This window comes from Saccharopolyspora sp. NPDC045839 (assembly GCF_056431645.1).
The window spans coordinates 127,595-144,111 of sequence record NZ_JBWKKH010000024.1; the positions used below are offsets into that span (position 1 = coordinate 127,595).

General features: G+C 70.5%; 13 protein-coding genes. 7 read left to right on the forward strand and 6 right to left on the reverse strand.

The genetic code is table 11. The features are described 5' to 3' along the window. Positions 1-153 precede the first annotated feature (153 nt). Complete coding sequence (locus tag AC07EQ_RS28930) at positions 154-504, reverse strand: hypothetical protein (protein WP_478391024.1); 351 nt, start codon at positions 502-504, stop codon at positions 154-156. Positions 505-728: 224 nt separating this feature from the next. Between AC07EQ_RS28930 and AC07EQ_RS28935 the strand changes: the two genes are divergently transcribed. Together AC07EQ_RS28935 and AC07EQ_RS28940 are read left to right on the forward strand one after the other, a co-directional pair. Further along, positions 729-1,628, forward strand: a complete 900-nt coding sequence (locus tag AC07EQ_RS28935; RefSeq protein ID WP_478391025.1) for an alpha/beta hydrolase fold domain-containing protein — start codon at positions 729-731, stop codon at positions 1,626-1,628. Positions 1,629-1,789: 161 nt separating this feature from the next. Continuing rightward, a complete protein-coding gene (locus AC07EQ_RS28940; protein WP_478391043.1) occupies positions 1,790-3,352 on the forward strand; it encodes an MFS transporter in 1,563 nt (520 codons plus the stop codon). Between the two features lie 13 nt (positions 3,353-3,365). Here the strand turns inward: AC07EQ_RS28940 and uvrA are convergent, their stop codons facing one another. Then, entirely contained in the window at positions 3,366-5,804 is a 2,439-nt protein-coding gene (uvrA, locus tag AC07EQ_RS28945) for an excinuclease ABC subunit UvrA (RefSeq protein ID WP_478391026.1), read from the reverse strand. A 96-nt stretch (positions 5,805-5,900) separates the two neighbouring features. On the opposite strand from uvrA, the gene AC07EQ_RS28950 reads away from it, so the two are divergent. Next, positions 5,901-6,224, forward strand: coding sequence for a hypothetical protein (locus tag AC07EQ_RS28950; protein ID WP_478391027.1), 324 nt, complete (start codon positions 5,901-5,903; stop codon positions 6,222-6,224). Positions 6,225-6,594: 370 nt separating this feature from the next. After that, entirely contained in the window at positions 6,595-7,227 is a 633-nt protein-coding gene (locus AC07EQ_RS28955) for an HD domain-containing protein (protein WP_478391028.1), read from the forward strand. Between the two features lie 347 nt (positions 7,228-7,574). Here the strand turns inward: AC07EQ_RS28955 and AC07EQ_RS28960 are convergent, their stop codons facing one another. The 3 genes from AC07EQ_RS28960 to AC07EQ_RS28970 form a co-directional block, all read right to left on the reverse strand. Continuing rightward, complete coding sequence (locus AC07EQ_RS28960; protein WP_478391029.1) at positions 7,575-9,014, reverse strand: amidase; 1,440 nt, start codon at positions 9,012-9,014, stop codon at positions 7,575-7,577. Between the two features lie 104 nt (positions 9,015-9,118). Continuing rightward, positions 9,119-10,447, reverse strand: coding sequence for an SLC13 family permease (locus AC07EQ_RS28965; RefSeq protein WP_478391030.1), 1,329 nt, complete (start codon positions 10,445-10,447; stop codon positions 9,119-9,121). Positions 10,448-10,492: 45 nt separating this feature from the next. After that, the gene (locus AC07EQ_RS28970; RefSeq protein ID WP_478391031.1) at positions 10,493-11,701 is read right to left on the reverse strand and encodes a CaiB/BaiF CoA transferase family protein; all 1,209 of its coding nucleotides are present in this window, start codon (positions 11,699-11,701) and stop codon (positions 10,493-10,495) included. Between the two features lie 103 nt (positions 11,702-11,804). On the opposite strand from AC07EQ_RS28970, the gene AC07EQ_RS28975 reads away from it, so the two are divergent. After that, the gene (locus AC07EQ_RS28975) at positions 11,805-12,443 is read left to right on the forward strand and encodes a TetR/AcrR family transcriptional regulator (RefSeq protein WP_478391032.1); all 639 of its coding nucleotides are present in this window, start codon (positions 11,805-11,807) and stop codon (positions 12,441-12,443) included. Positions 12,444-12,633: 190 nt separating this feature from the next. Here AC07EQ_RS28975 and AC07EQ_RS28980 read toward each other — a convergent pair whose 3' ends face one another. Then, positions 12,634-13,281 (reverse strand): TetR/AcrR family transcriptional regulator, encoded by a 648-nt coding sequence (locus AC07EQ_RS28980; protein ID WP_478391033.1) that lies wholly within the window; start codon positions 13,279-13,281, stop codon positions 12,634-12,636. A gap of 82 nt (positions 13,282-13,363) precedes the next feature. Between AC07EQ_RS28980 and AC07EQ_RS28985 the strand changes: the two genes are divergently transcribed. Both AC07EQ_RS28985 and AC07EQ_RS28990 read left to right on the forward strand, forming a co-directional pair. After that, positions 13,364-14,842: an APC family permease gene (locus AC07EQ_RS28985; protein WP_478391034.1), complete on the forward strand. Its 1,479-nt coding sequence runs from the start codon at positions 13,364-13,366 to the stop codon at positions 14,840-14,842. Beyond that, positions 14,829-16,409, forward strand: coding sequence for an amidohydrolase (locus AC07EQ_RS28990; RefSeq protein ID WP_478391035.1), 1,581 nt, complete (start codon positions 14,829-14,831; stop codon positions 16,407-16,409). Before AC07EQ_RS28985 ends, AC07EQ_RS28990 begins: the two co-directional genes overlap by 14 nt. The last annotated feature ends 108 nt before the right edge of the window (positions 16,410-16,517 follow it).

A 16,517-nucleotide genomic window follows, 5' to 3' on the forward strand; every position in this document is an offset into this window, starting at 1 on the left:
ACGGGGGGGGGTGGGGGGTGGGGTTGGTGGGGGAGTTTTTGCGGGAGGGGGGGGCGGCCGGGGGGGGGGTGGGGCGAACGGGAAGGGGGGGTGCGAGTCCCCAACACCCCCCCCCCCCCGCGTGGGGGCGGGATGGCGATTTCGCGCTTGGTCTCAGGGGGTGGGTGCAACACCGAGCGCTTGGGCTAGTGCTCGTGATGGTGTCATCCAGTCCAGGGTTTGGCGGGGCGGGTGTTGAGTTCGCAGGCGATGGTGCCGAGATCGCGCCGGGCTGTCCACGCCGGGAACCGCCCCCATGCCCGTCAACCGCCCGTCGTCGAGGTTCAGGCCGGCCAGCTCGATGGCGGTGCTGAAGTTGCCGCTGTAGGCCGCAAGCGCGCCCGCGGCCGTGGTGCCCGCCAGGACTTCTCGCGCCGGCAGCAGGACACTCGCACCCACCGCGACGATTCCGAGCCCGGCCAGGCGAAGAAACGCGGATCGGCCGATCTGCTGGCTGTTCTCCATCGCGCTCACCGTCTCCGTTCCGCCCCGGCTGCAATCACGATCACCGCCTGCGCGAGGCCGGACAAGACGACGCTCGGCCGGAACACGTGTGGCGGTTCGGCGGCACCGTTCACCCCACCGCGCGAATCGGCTGTGCCTTTCTCCGCACCGCGGCGGCACCCGGCGTTTGCGAGCGGTTGGATAAGGTCCGGAAGCCCCACCGCTCTCGGAGGTCTGGAGCCCGAATGCCCCTGCTGTCGAAGCCATTCGTCGTCGACATCGCGACCCGGGTGCTCAACCGGCTCATGACACCGCGACTGAAGCCGGAACTGCGCTTCGACGAGATTCCGGCGCGCAAGCGCACCATCGAAGTGCCGACGCGCCACGGAAACGTCCCGTGCACCGCGTACTTCCCCGTCGCGGCCGGGAAACCGGCGGTCCACGTCAACGTCCACGGCGGCGGATTCGTCATCGCGCACCCCGAGCAGGACGACCCGTGGTGCCGCTACCTGGCGGCCGAAGCCGGCGTCGTCGTGCTCAACGTGGACTACTCCGTCGCACCCCGGCACCCCTTCCCCGTTCCCGTGGAGCAGGTCTTCGACGTCGTCACCTGGGCGTCGCGACAGGACCGCGACTGGGACGGGCGGCGGCTGTGCGTCGGTGGCCAGAGCGCGGGAGGTTCCCTCGCCGCGGCCGCGGCCCGCCTCGCCCTCGAAGGCGGCGGGCCCGCGATCGCGCTCCAGGTGCTGCACTACGCGCCGCTGGACCTGGTCACCCACGCCGCGCACAAGCGGAGCCCCACGGGCAAGGCGGTGATCCGCCCCTGGATGTCGGACGTGTTCGACCCGGCGTACGCGCCCGACCCGGAGGTGCGGCGCGACCGCCTCATCTCGCCCGCCTGGGGCACCAACGCGGCGGGCATCGCCGGGATCGCCCCCGCCGTGGTCATCACCTGCGAGTACGACCGGCTCCGCGACGAGGGCATCAGGTACGCCGAGGCCCTCGACGCCGTGGGCGCGCTGGTGGAGCACCACGACGTCGCCGGCACGGACCACGGCTACAAAATCATGAGCTTCGGCACGCGCGCGCTCACCGAGCGCATGTACGGCCTCATCGCCGGCCACGTGCGCCGCGCCACCGGCTGACCCGCGCGGCCGCATCGACGAGCACGCAGCCCACCGGCACCGGGCCAAACCAATGCGTTTACGCGCATATTTGCATGAATCAGTGAAGTGAGGCTAACCTCAGCCACACAAGATCGCGACCGTCCGCGATCGTCATATCACTGGAGGGAATCGTGGCTCCGATGCCGGAGACCGATGCCGGGCCGTCGGCCGCCCGGTCACGCGCCTTGCTCGCACTGGTCGTGATCGCCACGGCCCTCGTGGTCATCGACATGACCATCGTGACCATCGGGCTGGCCGACATCCAGGCCGATCTCGGCGGCACCCTGGCCGACATCCAGTGGGTCGTCGTGGCCTACATGATCACGATGGGCGCGGTCACCCAGGTGACCGGGACGCTGTCGGACCGGCTGGGCCGCCGCGGCGTCTACCTCACCGGCATCGCGCTGTTCACCCTCGCCTCGCTGGCCTGCGGATCGGCGCCGAACGCGCTGGTGCTCGACTTCGCCCGGGCGGTGCAGGGCATCGGCGGCGCGATCCTGATGTCCAACGCCCTCCCGCTGCTCTCGCACGCCTACGACGGCCAGCGGCGCAACATGGCCATCGCGACCTGGACCACGATGTCCACCGCGGCCGGCCTGATCGCGCCGCTGCTGGGCGGCACCCTCATCGACGTCCTGGACTGGCGCGCGATCTTCCTGATCAACCTGCCGTTCGGGATCGCCGCCTTCGCCATCGGACTGCGCACCCTGCCCCGCGACGCCGGTGGCGGCGGCAAGATCGGCTCGCTGGACTGGGGCGGCACCGCGCTGCTGATCGCCGGGCTGGCGTTGCTCAACTTCGCGCTGCTGCGCGGCGAACAGCAGGGCTGGACCGCCTCGTCGACGCTGATCCAGATCGCCGTCGCCGTGGTGCTGCTCGCGGCGTTCCTGGTCGTGCAGCGCATGGTCCGCAACCCGACGCTGGACCTGCAGCTGTTCACCGAGCCCGCGTTCACCGGCGCGGCCTTCACCATCTTCATGTCCCGGGTGCTGACCATCGGCGGCACGGTGTACTTCGTGCAGTACTTCCAGAACTCGCTGCACCTGTCCCCCACCGCCAGCGGCGTCCTGCTCGCGCCGGTGTTCATCGCGCAGATGGCGGCCGGCATGCTCGGCGGCAAGATGCAGGCATGGCTGCCGCCCGGCCGCGTGATCGCCATCGGCTACGCCTGCAAAGCCCTCGGCGCCACCTGGATGGCGCTGACCTTCGGCCCCACCACGCAGGCCTGGTCGCTGGTGTTCCCGCTGCTGCTGTGGGGCACCGGCGGCGGCATCGCGGGCGCCCCGATCTTCGCCGTCGCGATGAACGTGACCGACGACCAGCGGTCCGGGATGGTCGCGGGCACGATGACCAGCCTGGCTTCGATCGGCGCCGGGATCGGCACCGCCGGCCTCGGCGTGCTCTACAAGGCCGAGCTCGCCGGTGTCGTCGCAACCGCCGACTTGCCCGCAGGCCGGCACGACGCCATCTCCGCGGCAGCGGCCGAAGGCGACGCGCAGCGCGCGCTGGAACTCGCACCGCCGGAAGCCCGCGAAGGCCTTCAGCGGATCTTCGAGGAGGCCTTCGCCGCGAGCGCATCGGCCGTGCTGTTCGCTTCGGCGGCCCTCGCCGTCATCACCATGGGTGTCGCGCTCTTGCTGATCAACGAGCGGAATCTGCCGAAGCCGCAACAGGAAACGGAACCGAAGGCGCAGGAATGCTGACGCAGCAGCGGATTCAGCCCGCGGTTTCGAGCACCTCCCGCAGGTACGGCGCGGTGCGGCCGGCGCCGGCGCGGGCCACTTCCGCCGGAGCGCCGATGGCCACCACCGAACCGCCTTCGTCGCCGCCACCGGGGCCGAGGTCGATCACGTGGTCCGCGCCCGCGGCGACGGTCATGTCGTGCTCGATCACCACGACCGTGTTGCCCGCGTCGACCAGCGCGTGCAACAGGCGCATCAGCACCTCGACGTCGGCCGGGTGCAGGCCCGTGGTGGGCTCGTCGAGGACGAACAGGGTGTGGCCGCGCCGCGTTCGCTGCAGCTCGGTCGCCAGCTTGATCCGCTGCGCCTCCCCGCCGGAGAGCTCGGTGGCGGGCTGGCCGAGGGTCAGGTACGACAGCCCGACGTCGTGGAGGGTCTCCAGGCTGCGCGCGACCGTCGGCACGTCGGCGAAGAAGTCGCGGGCGTCGTCGACGGTCAGGGCTAGCACGTCGGCGATCGACTTGTCCCGGTAGCGGATCTCGAGGGTCTCCGGGTTGTAGCGGGCGCCATGGCAGGCGGGGCACGGCGAGTAGCTGCTGGGCAGGAACAGCAGCTCGACTGCCACCGCCCCTTCGCCCTGGCAGGTTTCGCAGCGCCCACCGTCCACGTTGAACGAGAACCGGCCCGCCGAGTACTTCCGCCGGCGGGCTTCGTCGGTGGCGGCGAACAGCTTCCGCACCCCGTCGAACAGTCCGGTGTAGGTCGCGAGGTTCGACCGCGGCGTGCGTCCGATCGGGCGCTGGTCGACCTCGACCAGCCTGTTGATCGCGTCCAGGCCGGTGATGCTGCGAACGTGCCGGGACGTGTCGGCCGCCGGCTCCTCGTCGTCGCCCGGGTGGCTGCGGGACGCGCCGAGGTGGTCCCGGACTGCGGCGGCCAGGATGCCGGTGACCAGCGTCGTCTTGCCCGACCCGGACACGCCGGTGACGGCGGTGAAGACGCCGAGCGGGAAGTCCACGTCGGTCTCGACCAGGTTGTGCCTGCTCACCCCGCGCAGCTCGATCTTCCCGGCCGGGGTTCGGCGCTTGCCGACCGGAGCCGGCGGATCGAAGAGGTGGGCGCGCGTCACCGAGTCCGCGGACGTCCGCAGCCCGTCCAGCGGACCGCTGTAGAGCACGCGCCCGCCGTGCTCGCCGGCCCCGGGACCGACGTCGACGAGCCAGTCGGAGTGGCGGATGATCTCCGGTTCGTGCTCGACGACGAGCAGCGAATTGCCTGCCGCCCGGATCCGGTCGAGCACGCGGAGCAGCGCCTGGGTGTCGTCGGGGTGCAATCCTGCCGACGGCTCGTCGAGCACGTAGACGACGCCGAAGAGCGTGGAGCGCAGTGTCGCCGCCAGCCGCAGCCGCTGCAGCTCACCGGCCGAGAGCGTCGGGGTGGCGCGGTCCATGGCGAGGTAGCCCAGGCCGAGCTCGACCAGCGCCTCGATGCGGGCCAGCAGATCCTCGACCACGACCCGCGCGACGCTGTCGTCCTGCTCGGCGCGAAGCTTCTCCGCGAGCACGGTCAGCGGGAGCGCGGCGAGGTCGGCGATGTTGGCGCCGGCGAACGTCACCGCCAGCGCTTCGGGCCGCAATCCCGAGCCGTCGCAGGCCGGGCACGGCAGCACCTCCACGTACTGCAGGGCCCGGTTGCGCAGCGTCGTGCTCTGGGTGGTCGCCAGCGTGTGCAGGACGTATCGGCGGGCGCTCTGGTAAGTGCCCTGGTAGGGGCGCTGGATGCGTTCCGCCGTGCGCTCGGGGTGCACCGTGACGACGGGCTGCTCGTCGGTGAACAGGATCCACTCGCGGTCGGCCTGGGGCAGCTCGCGCCACGGCCGGTCGACGTCGTGGCCGAGCACGGCCAGGATGTCGCGGTAGTTCTTGCCCTGCCAGGCACCCGGCCACGCGGCGACCGCCTTCTCCCGGATGGACAGCCCCGGATCCGGCACCAGCGAGTCCTCGCTGACCTCGTGGATCCGGCCGAGGCCGTGGCAGCGCGGGCACGCGCCGGCCGGCGTGTTCGGCGAGAAGGCGTCCGAGTCCAGCCGCTCGGCGCCGGCGGGATAGGTGCCGGCGCGGGAGAACAGCAGTCGCAGGGAGTTCGACAGCACGGTCACGGTGCCCACCGTGGAACGGGCCTGGGCGACACCGCGGGCCTGCTGGAACGCGACCGCCGGCGGCAATCCCGTGATCTCGCGGGCATCGGGCGTGCCGGCCTGGTCGATGAGCCGCCGCGCGTACGGTGCGACCGACTCCAGGTACCGCGCCTGCGCCTCGGCGTAGACGGTGCCGAACGCCAGCGACGACTTGCCCGACCCCGAGACGCCGGTGACGGCGACCAGCGCGTCGCGCGGGAAGTCGACGTCGACCCCGCGCAGGTTGTGCACCCGCACTCCGCGCAGGCGCACCATCGAGCTGTCGTGGTCTGGCACTGCTGCGTCCTCACAGGTAGATGAATCGCGGGCCACCACACGCTACCGAGCAGGAGCCGGAGGCCCGCCACGCCCTCCAGAGCCTGAGATGTCGCGGTGACCACGCTCACGAGCGACGATTCCGCGCCGTGCCGGGGGTCACACCAGGCGGACAACGCCTTGGGGCTCACCCGCCACTACCGGCCGGAGGCCGTGGTCCGGTCGCTCCGCCTGCAGGCCCGCACCCCGGCGTCCTTCGGCGGAGCCAAGCAGCTGATGTCCCGCATCCGCCTGACGGCGACGGACGCCGACGTGTCGATCGGAAACGGCCCGGAGGCAACCGGAACCGCGCTTTCCCCGCTCCTGGCGATCTCCGGACGACGAGTGGCACTGGACGACCTCACCGGACCGGGAGTCACCGCGCTGGCGACGCCCGCCTGACGATCCGCCTGCGGCGGGCACGACTCCCGCTCCAGCAACGTCCACAAGAGACAGTATCCAGTGAAAGTGAATCGCCCCCGGTCGGATGGGGGCTCCTCGCGCGAGTGAGGATGTGGATCATGCCCCGGTGCAGCGGATCCGGTCGGTCGTGCCGCGTTCGTACGGCAGTTCAGGCGATTTCAGCACGTTCGGCAACCGTCGAACCAGGTGTGCTCGCGTCGCATTCGACCTCATGAGTAGACATACTACCTAACAATATGTAGACATGGTACATATTCCTAGACAACGCATTGGACGCCCCATCTCCACGCCCAGGAAGGCCAACTCGATGGACAACCCTTGCGGGGAACTTCCCTTCCCCCGTACCGACATGGCGCTGAAAGCGGTGCGCTTCGTGAAAGACATCGAGGCCCCTGCGATCTTCAACCACAGCATGCGCAGTTATCTCTACGGGCGTTTCCTCGGAGAGCGGCAAGGCATGCAACCCGACCGCGACTACGACGACGAACTGCTGTTTCTGGGCTGCCTTCTGCACGATGCCGGGCTCAGCCCCGAAGGCAACGGCGATCAGCGCTTCGACATCGACGGCGCCGACTTGGCCGCCCGCTTCCTCACCGATCAGGGTCTGCCACCCGAGAAGGTCGAGGTCGTGTGGGATGCGGTCGCCCTGCACCTGGACTACGAGATCGCCATCCGCAAGCGCCCCGAGATCGCGCTGGTGACCTCCGGTGCCGGATTCGATCTCGGCCCCGACGGCACTCACACCCTCCCGGCGGGCTACGCCGACCGCATCCACGCCGTGCTGCCTCGCCTGCACGCCGCGCCCGTGCTCTACGAGACGATCGTCGGTCAAGCACTCGAAAAACCGCACAAAGCCCCGCCGTTCAGCATGCCCGGTGAACTCTTGCGCCAAGAGACCCAGGCGATCTGGCCGACGTGGAAACAACTGATGACCCAGACCCCCGGCTGGAACGACTACGACGGCTACCAGCTGAAGAGCTGAGCGCGCACCCGGGTCGTCGAGCCGGGCGGCTGCCCGGTCCCTAGTCGCGCGTAGCCGTGTCCGCGTCGTGCTCCGGCTGATCGGTGACGGCGAGGCCGCCCAGCAGGCTGAGCCGTTCCTCGGTGGGGCTGCCCGGTTCAGCGGTGTCGCCGAACATTCACCACCCCGGGGTCGCGGGCAGCTCCATCGTCTCGTAGACGAGTTCGAGATCATCGACCTCGGGGTGGTGGATGTGCTAGATGCCGGTGCGGTGGTGGCGCACGTTCCGCCCCATCGGTCATAGGGCCCAGCCGAAGACGGTCCAGGCGAGGAGCGAGCCGAGGACGATCGAGCACAGCCCGCAGGTCTCAGGTGCCGGAAGAGGCGGCGCCCGCTGCCGAATCCGGCCGCAGGTGTCCGATGGCGCGTTCGATGGTGGCGGCGGTTGCGAGGAGCCGGTCGTCGTGATGATGCGGGGCAACGAGCTGGATTGCGCAGGGCGAACCTTCGGGGCTGGTCTTGATGGGGATGCTGATGGCCGGGTTTCCGGTGTCGTTGAACGATGCGGTGTAGGCGATCGGGATCGTGCGCCGCTGCACCGCCGCCTGGACGTCGGGGCCGTCCGCCGGCCATGCGGTGGTCGGTGTCGTGGGAGTGAGGAGCAGGTCGTAGTGCTCGAAGAGTTCGGCGACCCAGCGGTCGAGTTGTCCGCGATATCGCCAGTAGCGCGCGAGATCGGTCGTGGTGACCGAGCGTCCGCGGTCGAGGACGGCCGCGAACCACGGTTCGAAGTGATCGCGGTGCGCGGTGAATTCCTCGATGACGTTCATGAACCGGTTGTGGGCGAGGATCTGCTGTCGTAGGGCGATGACTTCGGGGAAGGTTTCTGCGCAGGGGTGCGGGGTGCGGTCGTCGATGATGCGGTGGCCGAGGTGGCGCAGCGCGTCGACGGCCGCGTCGAGAGCATCCACAATGGCCGGTTCGGGGTCGGCGATGCCGAGGGTGCGGTTGACACCGATCCGGAGGCGGCGCGGTGGCCGGTCCACCGCCTCGAGGTAGGGGCGGTTCGGGCGCGGGAGGGAGAACGGGTCTGCGGGGTGGAATCCGGCCGCGATGTCCAGCTGCAGGGCGGTGTCGTGGACGGTTCGGGCCATCGGAGTGGGGCAGCTGTGGTGCGTCCAGGTGGGGGTGTGCACGGGGCCTTCGGGAATGCGTCCACGGGTCGGCTTGAGTCCGATGATTCCGCACAGTGCGGCGGGAATCCGGGTGGAACCTCCGCCATCGCCCGCGGTGGCCAGCGGCACGATCCCGGCCGCGACCGCGGCAGCGGAGCCACCGCTCGATCCGCCGGGGGATTTCTCCAGGTTCCACGGATTCCGGGTGGTGCCGAAGACGTCGTTGTCGGTGTGGATGGCTGCGCCCATCGGTGGCGTGTTGGTCTTGCCGATGACGATGGCGCCCGCCGCTCGCAGCCGAGCGACGTGGATGCTGTCAGCGGTCGCGGCCGGGAGGTCGCGGAAGGCCTTCGTTCCGCGGCTGGTGGGGAATCCTCGGGCGTCTTCGAGGTCTTTGACCGCGACCGGGATGCCTGCGAGGGGGCCGAGGTCGACGCCGCGCGCGATCTGATCGGCGGCGGCCGCAGCCTCCGAGAGGGCGTGGTCCGGGTCGACGGAGACGAGTGCGTTGAGCTCACCGTTCAGCGACGCGACGCGGTCGAGGGTGTGGTGCATGAGCTCGACGGGTGAGAGTTCGCGATCGCGGATCAGCGCGGCGAGCTCACGGATCGCGGCGAAGGTCAGATCGGTCATGGGATGCGCGCTCCTGGTTGGTGTTGGTGCCGACGAGCCGGCGCAGGGCCGGTGCATATTGGTCGATTTCGCGCGAAATCGACCGCATGAGTCGGGGGTCGCCCCTAGAGCCATCCGAAGACGGCCCAGACGAGCGGTGGGCCGACGACGATGGAGCAGAGTCCGTAGACCATCAACTGGCGGAAGAGCTTTTCCCGCTGTTCGGGCGCGGTGGAGCTGAGGATGATGGCGCCGGTCCCGCTGAGCGGGTTGACGTCGACGATCACCGCCGACAGCGCGATGGCGATGATCGCGCCGACGGGCGAGACTCCTGCGGCGACCAGCGGGGCCATGAGCGGAACCGCGGTGGCGATGACGGCGATCGAGGAGGCGAAGAACGACGTGACGCCCGTGACGACGCAGACTGCGAGCAGCGACAGCATGGGGCTGCCGGTGAACTGCAGTGCCGCCGACACCTGCTCGAATGCGCCGAGGTGCTCCATCAGCCCGATGTAGGTGAGCATCCCGGCGATCAGCAGGGTGATTCCCCATGGGATGCGGTCGATCACGTCGGCCGGCTTCACGCGGAGCACGAGCTGGAGCACGAACGCGAGGCTCAGCCCGAGCAGGCCGAGGTTCAGCTTGAATGCGACCCCGCCGACGACGAGCAGGACCAGTGCGGTGATCGTGGCAGCACGGGAAAGCCATTCGGGTGCACCGGCCCGGGCCTCGGTTCTGAGGGCCGCGGGCGCGATGGCAGTTGCCGTGCCGCTCGAGGAGGGTGCACCGGCCGGCGCTGGACCGGCCGAATCCGGGTCCGTCGCGCTGGCGAGCGGGACCGCGGCCCGCGCGAGGGACCGCCGCGCTACGGCCATCGCGGCTAGGCACGCGAGCAACCCGGTGCCCACTGAGGCCAGCAGCAAAGCCGATGAGGTGTGCGCGGGTACGGGGATGCCCGCCTTCTCCAGCAGGCGGGGAGCAGTCGCCCCGAACACCGCGATCGGGGAGAAAAGGCCGCACATGATGCCGTTGAGCATCACGAGGCACATGAGCAGTGGTGGCAGTCCGCGGCGCGCGGCCAGGCCCATGGCGATCGGGGCCATGATCGCGATCGCGGCGGCGGGCAGCGTGCCCAGCGCGGTGATCAGCGTGCCGATCCCGAACAGCAGCAAGGGAAGCAGGGCGACCCGATCGCCGATGCGCCGCACCGCGTTGTCGAGCAGCCAGTCGGTGGTGCCGGTGGACTGGGCGACGGCGAACAGCGCGGAGATCCCGACGATCAGGACGACGAACTCGACCGGGAAGAAGCCGAACAGCTCGTCGACGCCGACTCCGGCGATGGCCGCGACCAGGAAGGCGGCGGGGAGGGCCGCGAGGGCCAGGCTGAAGCGTGGCACGAAGGCGCCGAGGAACAGCAGGGCGAGCACCACGATCGAGAGCAGCGATGGGGTCATTCGGTGCCATGTCCTTCTGCGTCGTTGCGGAGGGAGCGGAGCGGGTCAGATGACGCCGTCGGCGTGCAGGGCGGCCACGGCGCGCTGGTCGAGTTCGAGCAGTTCGGTCAGCACCGAGTCGGTGTGCTCCCCCAGGCGCGGCCCCAGCGACCTGATCCGCCCGGGGGTCCTGCTCAGCCGCGGCAGCGGGGCGACCATCGGCAGCTCGCCCCAGTCGTCGTCCACGACGGTGGTGATCGTCCCGCGCTCCCGGTAGTGCGGGTCGGTGGCGATGTCGGCGACGCTCATGATCGGCGAGGCCGGCACCCCGGCGTCGTTGAGCATCCGGACGGCGTCATCGGCGGGGAACTTGCCCGCCCACGCCGCGATCGCGGTGTACAGCTCATCCTGGTGCTCGACGCGGGCCTCGCGGGTCGCGTACCGCGGATCCGCCGCGAGCTCCGGCATTTCCAGGACGGTCACCAGCTTGCGGAACAGCGCGTCGGTGCCGGCGTGCACCGAGATCCGCCGTCCGTCGGCGGTGTCGAAGTCGCTGGCCGGGACGACCTGGAGGTTCCGGTTTCCCTGCCGCTCCCGGACCTTCCCGAGCGCGGCGTAGGTCAGCAGCGAATTCTCGGAGGCGCGGAATCCCGCTTCGTACAGGCCCAGATCCACGATCTGCCCCGTGCCGCCGTTGCGGTCCCGCTCGTACAGCGCCGTGACGGTCGCGAACGCCGCGAGGTAGGCGGCCATGTAGTCGATCACGGCGTACCCGGTGCGGATCGGGTCCCCGTCGGGTTCGCCGCTGACGTAGGTGAGCCCGGAGTACGCGCTGGCGATGCGGTCGAAGGCGCCCCTGTCGCGGAACGGCCCCGACATCCCGTAACCGGTGACCAGGACCAGCACCGCCCGCGGATTGATCTCCTGAAGGCGCTCCGGGGTCAGTCCCCACTTCTCCGTGGTGGGCGGGCGGAAGTTCATGACGACCACGTCGAAGTGCGGCACCAGGTCGCGCACCAGCTCCTGGCCGCGCGCGGTCCGCAGGTCGACCGTCACGGACTTCTTGTTGCGCCCCTCCTGGATCCACTGCAGCGAGCGGCGCCCGGTGGCCGACGAGCCCGGCCCGTCCCGGGTGAAGTCGCCGCGGCCGGGTTCCTCGACCTTGACGACCTCGGCCCCGAAGTCCCCCAGCATCGTCGCCGTGACCGGCGCGGCGAGCACGGTTGCGAGGTCCAGCACGCGGATGCCTTCGAGCGGCAGGCGACCCTCCGACACCATCCACCTCCTGCTAGTTATTAACAATTGGTTATTAACACTTCGTTATTAACGGAACAGTAGGATGTGTCCGGCAAGGCAGTCAAGAGACCGGGAGGCGCGGATGTCCGACGAGGCCACCTCGGCGAAGCCCCGCCGACGGCGACGCTCGCGTGAGGAGACCGAGTCCGATCTGCTCGACGCCGCACTGCGGATCATGCGGCGCGACGGGCTCCTCGAAGGAGTCGCGCTGCGGGACGTCGCCACGGAAGCGGGGGTGAACCACGGGCAGATCTACCAGTACTTCGGTTCCCGCCACGCGCTGCTGCGGGCGGCGATAACCCGCCTCCTCCAGCAGTCGACGCTCGACCGCGACACGCATTGGGAGCAGCCGTTCGCGCAGCGGCGCACGGCGATGTGGCATTCGGCGCTCCAGCAGCCCGACCTGCCCAAGCTGGAGGCCCTCCTCGCCCTGGAGGGCGACGACCAGCTCGTGCTCTTCCCCGCGCTGGAACGCACCCGGCAGGCGCTCGACCGCGACCGCGCGACCGGCGCGCTCCCGCCGGATGCCGACGCCGACGTCCTGCACGCGATGACCGCGGCCACCTACCTGGGCTACTGCATCTTCCGCGAGACGATCGCCCGCGAACTCGGAATGGAGCCGGACGAGCTCGACGCGCGAGCCGGCGCGGTGTACGAGCGGCTCGTCGCCGGACTCGCAGCCGACGGCCCGGCCCGAACGGACCCGGACCCCACGCCCTGAACCGGTGCGCGGGCGAACTCGCGCGGGACGGCCACCTTCGCCCGCGGATCGACCACTGTAGATGGTCGGCGCGGTTTCGCCGGTCGGCCCATCGACCAGGAAGTCCACACCGGACGATTAGCCGACTACGGCGCGGAAAACCCGTGTCACATCGACGTTTCCGCCGCGCGCAGCGCGCCGGCCGAGCGCGTCAGCGTGCGGCGGCCGCCTCGGCTCGCGCCGCGTCGAGCAGGGTCGCCATGCCGACCTCGAACGCCCGCTCGGCCCGGTCGGTGGAGGTCTCCTGCGCGGCGAGGGCGGCCGCGAGGTTCGGCGCGTCGACCCCTTCCGGGATCTCCCACATCACCTCCGGCGCCGCGAGGTCCAGCGCCGAACCGATGACGAAGTTCTCCATCGCGGTGAGGATCTCCATCGTCCGGCCGACCGGAATGCCGCTGCCGGCCAACTTGGCCGCGATCTTGTCGTACGCCGCGATGACCTCGGGCGAGCGGATCGTGGCGGTGGTCAGCAGCGGCACCACGCGCGGGTGCGCGGCGAAAACCGCGCGGTAGGAGCGGAAGAAGGCCTCCATCGCGAGGTCCCAGGGGTGCGTCTCGAGCGGCACCGGATCCATCCGGTCGCTGATCTGCTCGCGGAGCAGTTCGATCACGCCTGCCCGGCCGTCGACGTGGTGGTAGAGCGAGCCGGTCTGGACCCCGAGCCGCCGGGCCAGCTCGGGGAGCGTGAAGTCCCCGGCCTCGTCGACCAGTTCCAGCGCCATCTCGCCGATCCGCCGGCGGTCCAGCACCGCCGTACGGGGACGTCCCGCCCGTCGTTGCGCGGCTCCCACCACGTTCACCCCTTCCCATCCGGCGTCGCCACCCGTACGCTACCGCCCAACCTAAATCTAATCGGTTTCGATTAACCGAGGGAGTCGGACGATGTCCACACCCACGCCCCGCGAAGGGGCATCTCGAAACACCACCGAAGGCCTGAAGCGCAACGCGCTCGGGACGAGCGATCTGGTCTTCATCGTCGTCTCCGCGGCCGCGCCGCTGATGGTCATGATCGGCGTCGCGCCGCTGGCGGTGCTGGTCGGCGGCCTGGGCGCCCCGGCGGCGTACCTCTTCGCCGGTATCGTGCTCGCCGTCTTTGCCGTCGGATTCACGACGTTCTCGCGCCATGTCGGCAATGCCGGCGCCTTCTACTCCTACATCGCGCTCGGCCTCGGCAGAACCGCTGGCGTAGCAGCGGCTTTGGTCGCGCTGCTCTCCTACAACGTCCTGCAGATCGGCGTGTACGGCCTGCTCGGCGACGCCACCCGGAGCACGTTCCTGAGCGTCTTCGGCATCGATCTGCCCTGGTGGTCCTACGCGATCGCGGGTGTCGCGCTGGTCTGGTACGTCGGCTTCCGCAGCGTCGACTTCGGCGCGAAGCTCCTCGCGGTCATGCTCGTGGCCGAGACCGGCGTGCTGTTCGTGCTCGCCGTCGCGATCCTGGTGCAGGGCGGCAGCTCCGAAGGTATCGGGTTCGAGTCCTTCGCGCCGGCGCACCTCTTCGAGCCCGGCATGGCCAGCATCCTGCCAACGGCGTTCGCCGCGTTCATGGGTTTCGAGGCGACCGTCATCTACGGTTCCGAGACCCGAGAGCCGCGCCGCACGATCCCGCGGGCGATCTACATCGCGGTCGCGGTCCTCGCCGTGACGTACGCCTTCATCGTGTGGAGCATCGTCCAGGCCTACGGCGCGCAGGGCATCGTCGCCGCGGCGGCCGCAGACCCGGTCGGCCTCTTCTTCACCGCCTCCGACACCTACCTGGGCGCCTGGTTCACCAAGGTGACGCACCTGCTGATCATCACCAGCGTCGTCGCCGGCCTGGTCGCCTTCCACAACGCGGTGACCCGCTACACGCTGGCCATCACCCAGGAAGGCCTGCTGCCCGCCCGGCTGGCGGCGGTCCACCCGCGCACCCGGTCGCCGTACGTCGCCGGGTTCGCGCAGACCCTGCTGGCCCTGGTGATCGTCGCCGGTTTCGCCATCGCCGGTGCCGATCCCTACAAGCACCTGCTGATCTGGGTGAACACGCCCGGCGTCTTCGGCATCCTGCTGCTGCAGGTGGCCGCCGCCGTCTCCGTCGTCGCGTTCTTCCGCCGCACCCCCAACACCGAGGGCCGCTGGCGGACCGTCGTCGCGCCGGTCCTCTCCGCGGTGGCCATGATCGGCGTGCTCGTCCTGGCGGCCTGGCACATGGACCTGATGACGTCCTCCTCGCCCGCCGTCAGCTTCGTCCTGCTGGCCACGGTCCCGGTCGTCGCCGTCATCGGCCTGTGCTGGGGCGCCTGGCTGCGCCGCAACCGACCCGAAGTCCACGCCCGCATCGCCACCGACCGCGAGGAGGAGTTTTCCGATGAACGCCGCTGACGTCCTCGTCACCGGGACCACGGTCCGCACGCTCGACCCGGCCCGCCCCACCGCGTCCGCGATCGCGGTGCGCGGGGACCGCATCGTCGCCCTCGACGACGACGCGCTAGCCCTGCGCGGGCCGGGCACCGAGGTCGTCGACCTCGGCGGGGCGACCACGACGCCGGGCCTCGTCGACGGGCACATGCACCCCGTCATGGGGATCTCCTCGTTCGACGGCCTCGACCTGTCCTGGTGCCGCGACCTCGACGACGTGCGCGCGGCGCTGGCCGGCGCGGAGCGCGGTCCCGGGGGATGGGTGACGGGATTCGGGTTGGACCACAACGCCTTCGACGGCACGCCCGTGACCAACCGGATCCTCGAGGAGGTGCTGCCGAACGCCCCGGTCTTCATCAACCTCTACGACGGCCACTCGGCGCTGGCGAGCGCAACAGCCCTGGCGCGTGCCGGGGTCACCGGGCCCCGCGCGTTCGGGCAGCGCTCGGAGATCGTCTGCGACGAGCTCGGCCGGCCCACCGGGCACCTGCTCGAACACGCGGCGATGGAGCCGGTGCGCGAGGTGATCCCGCCGACGCCCGCCGCCGAACTGCGGCGCAGGCTCGTCGAACTGCTCGGCGGGATGGCGGCGTCCGGGCTCACCGGCGGCAACGTCATGGACGGCACGGAAAGCACCCTGAACCTGCTGGCGCAGGTCGAGGACGAGACCGACCTGCCGGTGCGGCTGCGGCTGGCACCGTGGTGCATGCCCGGCGACGACATCGACGAGCGCATCGCGCTTCAGGGCCGGCGCGGCAGGCAGTGGGAGGTCGCCGCGGTGAAGTTCTTCATCGACGGCACCGTGGAGGGCGGCACCGCCTGGCTGGAGCACGCCGACTGCCTCGGCCAGAACACCGACGCGTTGTGGCTGGACACCGAGGAGTACACCGAGGCGGTCCGCCGCTTCGCCGCTGCGAAGGTGCAGACCGCGACCCACGCCATCGGGGACGCCGGCGTGCGCCACGTCGTCGACGGCTTCCAGGGCGTGGAGACCCACGGAGTCCGGCACCGGATCGAGCACCTCGAGACGCTGCCGATCGGCCAGGTCCGCCTGCTGGTGGCCACGGGCCTGGTGGCCTCCATGCAGCCGTCGCACACGGCGTACACCAAGGCGGACCACAGCGACGCGTGGTCGACCCGGCTCGGCACCGAGCGGGCCAACCGGGCCTGGCGCTGCCGCGACGTGCGCGAATCCGGCGGAATCCTCGTGCTGGGCTCGGATTGGCCGATCGCGGGGTACGACGCCCGCGAGGTGCTCGGCTTCGCCCGGCTGCGCCGCCGGCCCGGCACCGACATCGCGCCCGTGACCCCCGAGCAGGCGCTGACCGGCCTGATGGCGCTGGAGGGAATGACCACCCAGGCCGCGATCGCGGACGGCACCGCGTCGCACGCCGGCCGGATCGCGGTGGGGTGCCGGGCCGACCTGACCGCGTTCGCGGTCGACCCGGTCGACGCACCGGCCGACGAACTCGCCGATGCCCCGATCCGGCTCACCGTGTCGGCGGGCCTGATCACCCACCGGGCCGGCTGACCGGCCCCGTCCGCGCCGGAAAGACATCCCAGGAGCTTGAATGTCAAGCCGCAGCCGAGTTGACGTGATGGGCCCAGGCGGTGGTCTCGTCGTAGAGGGTGCCGGTTT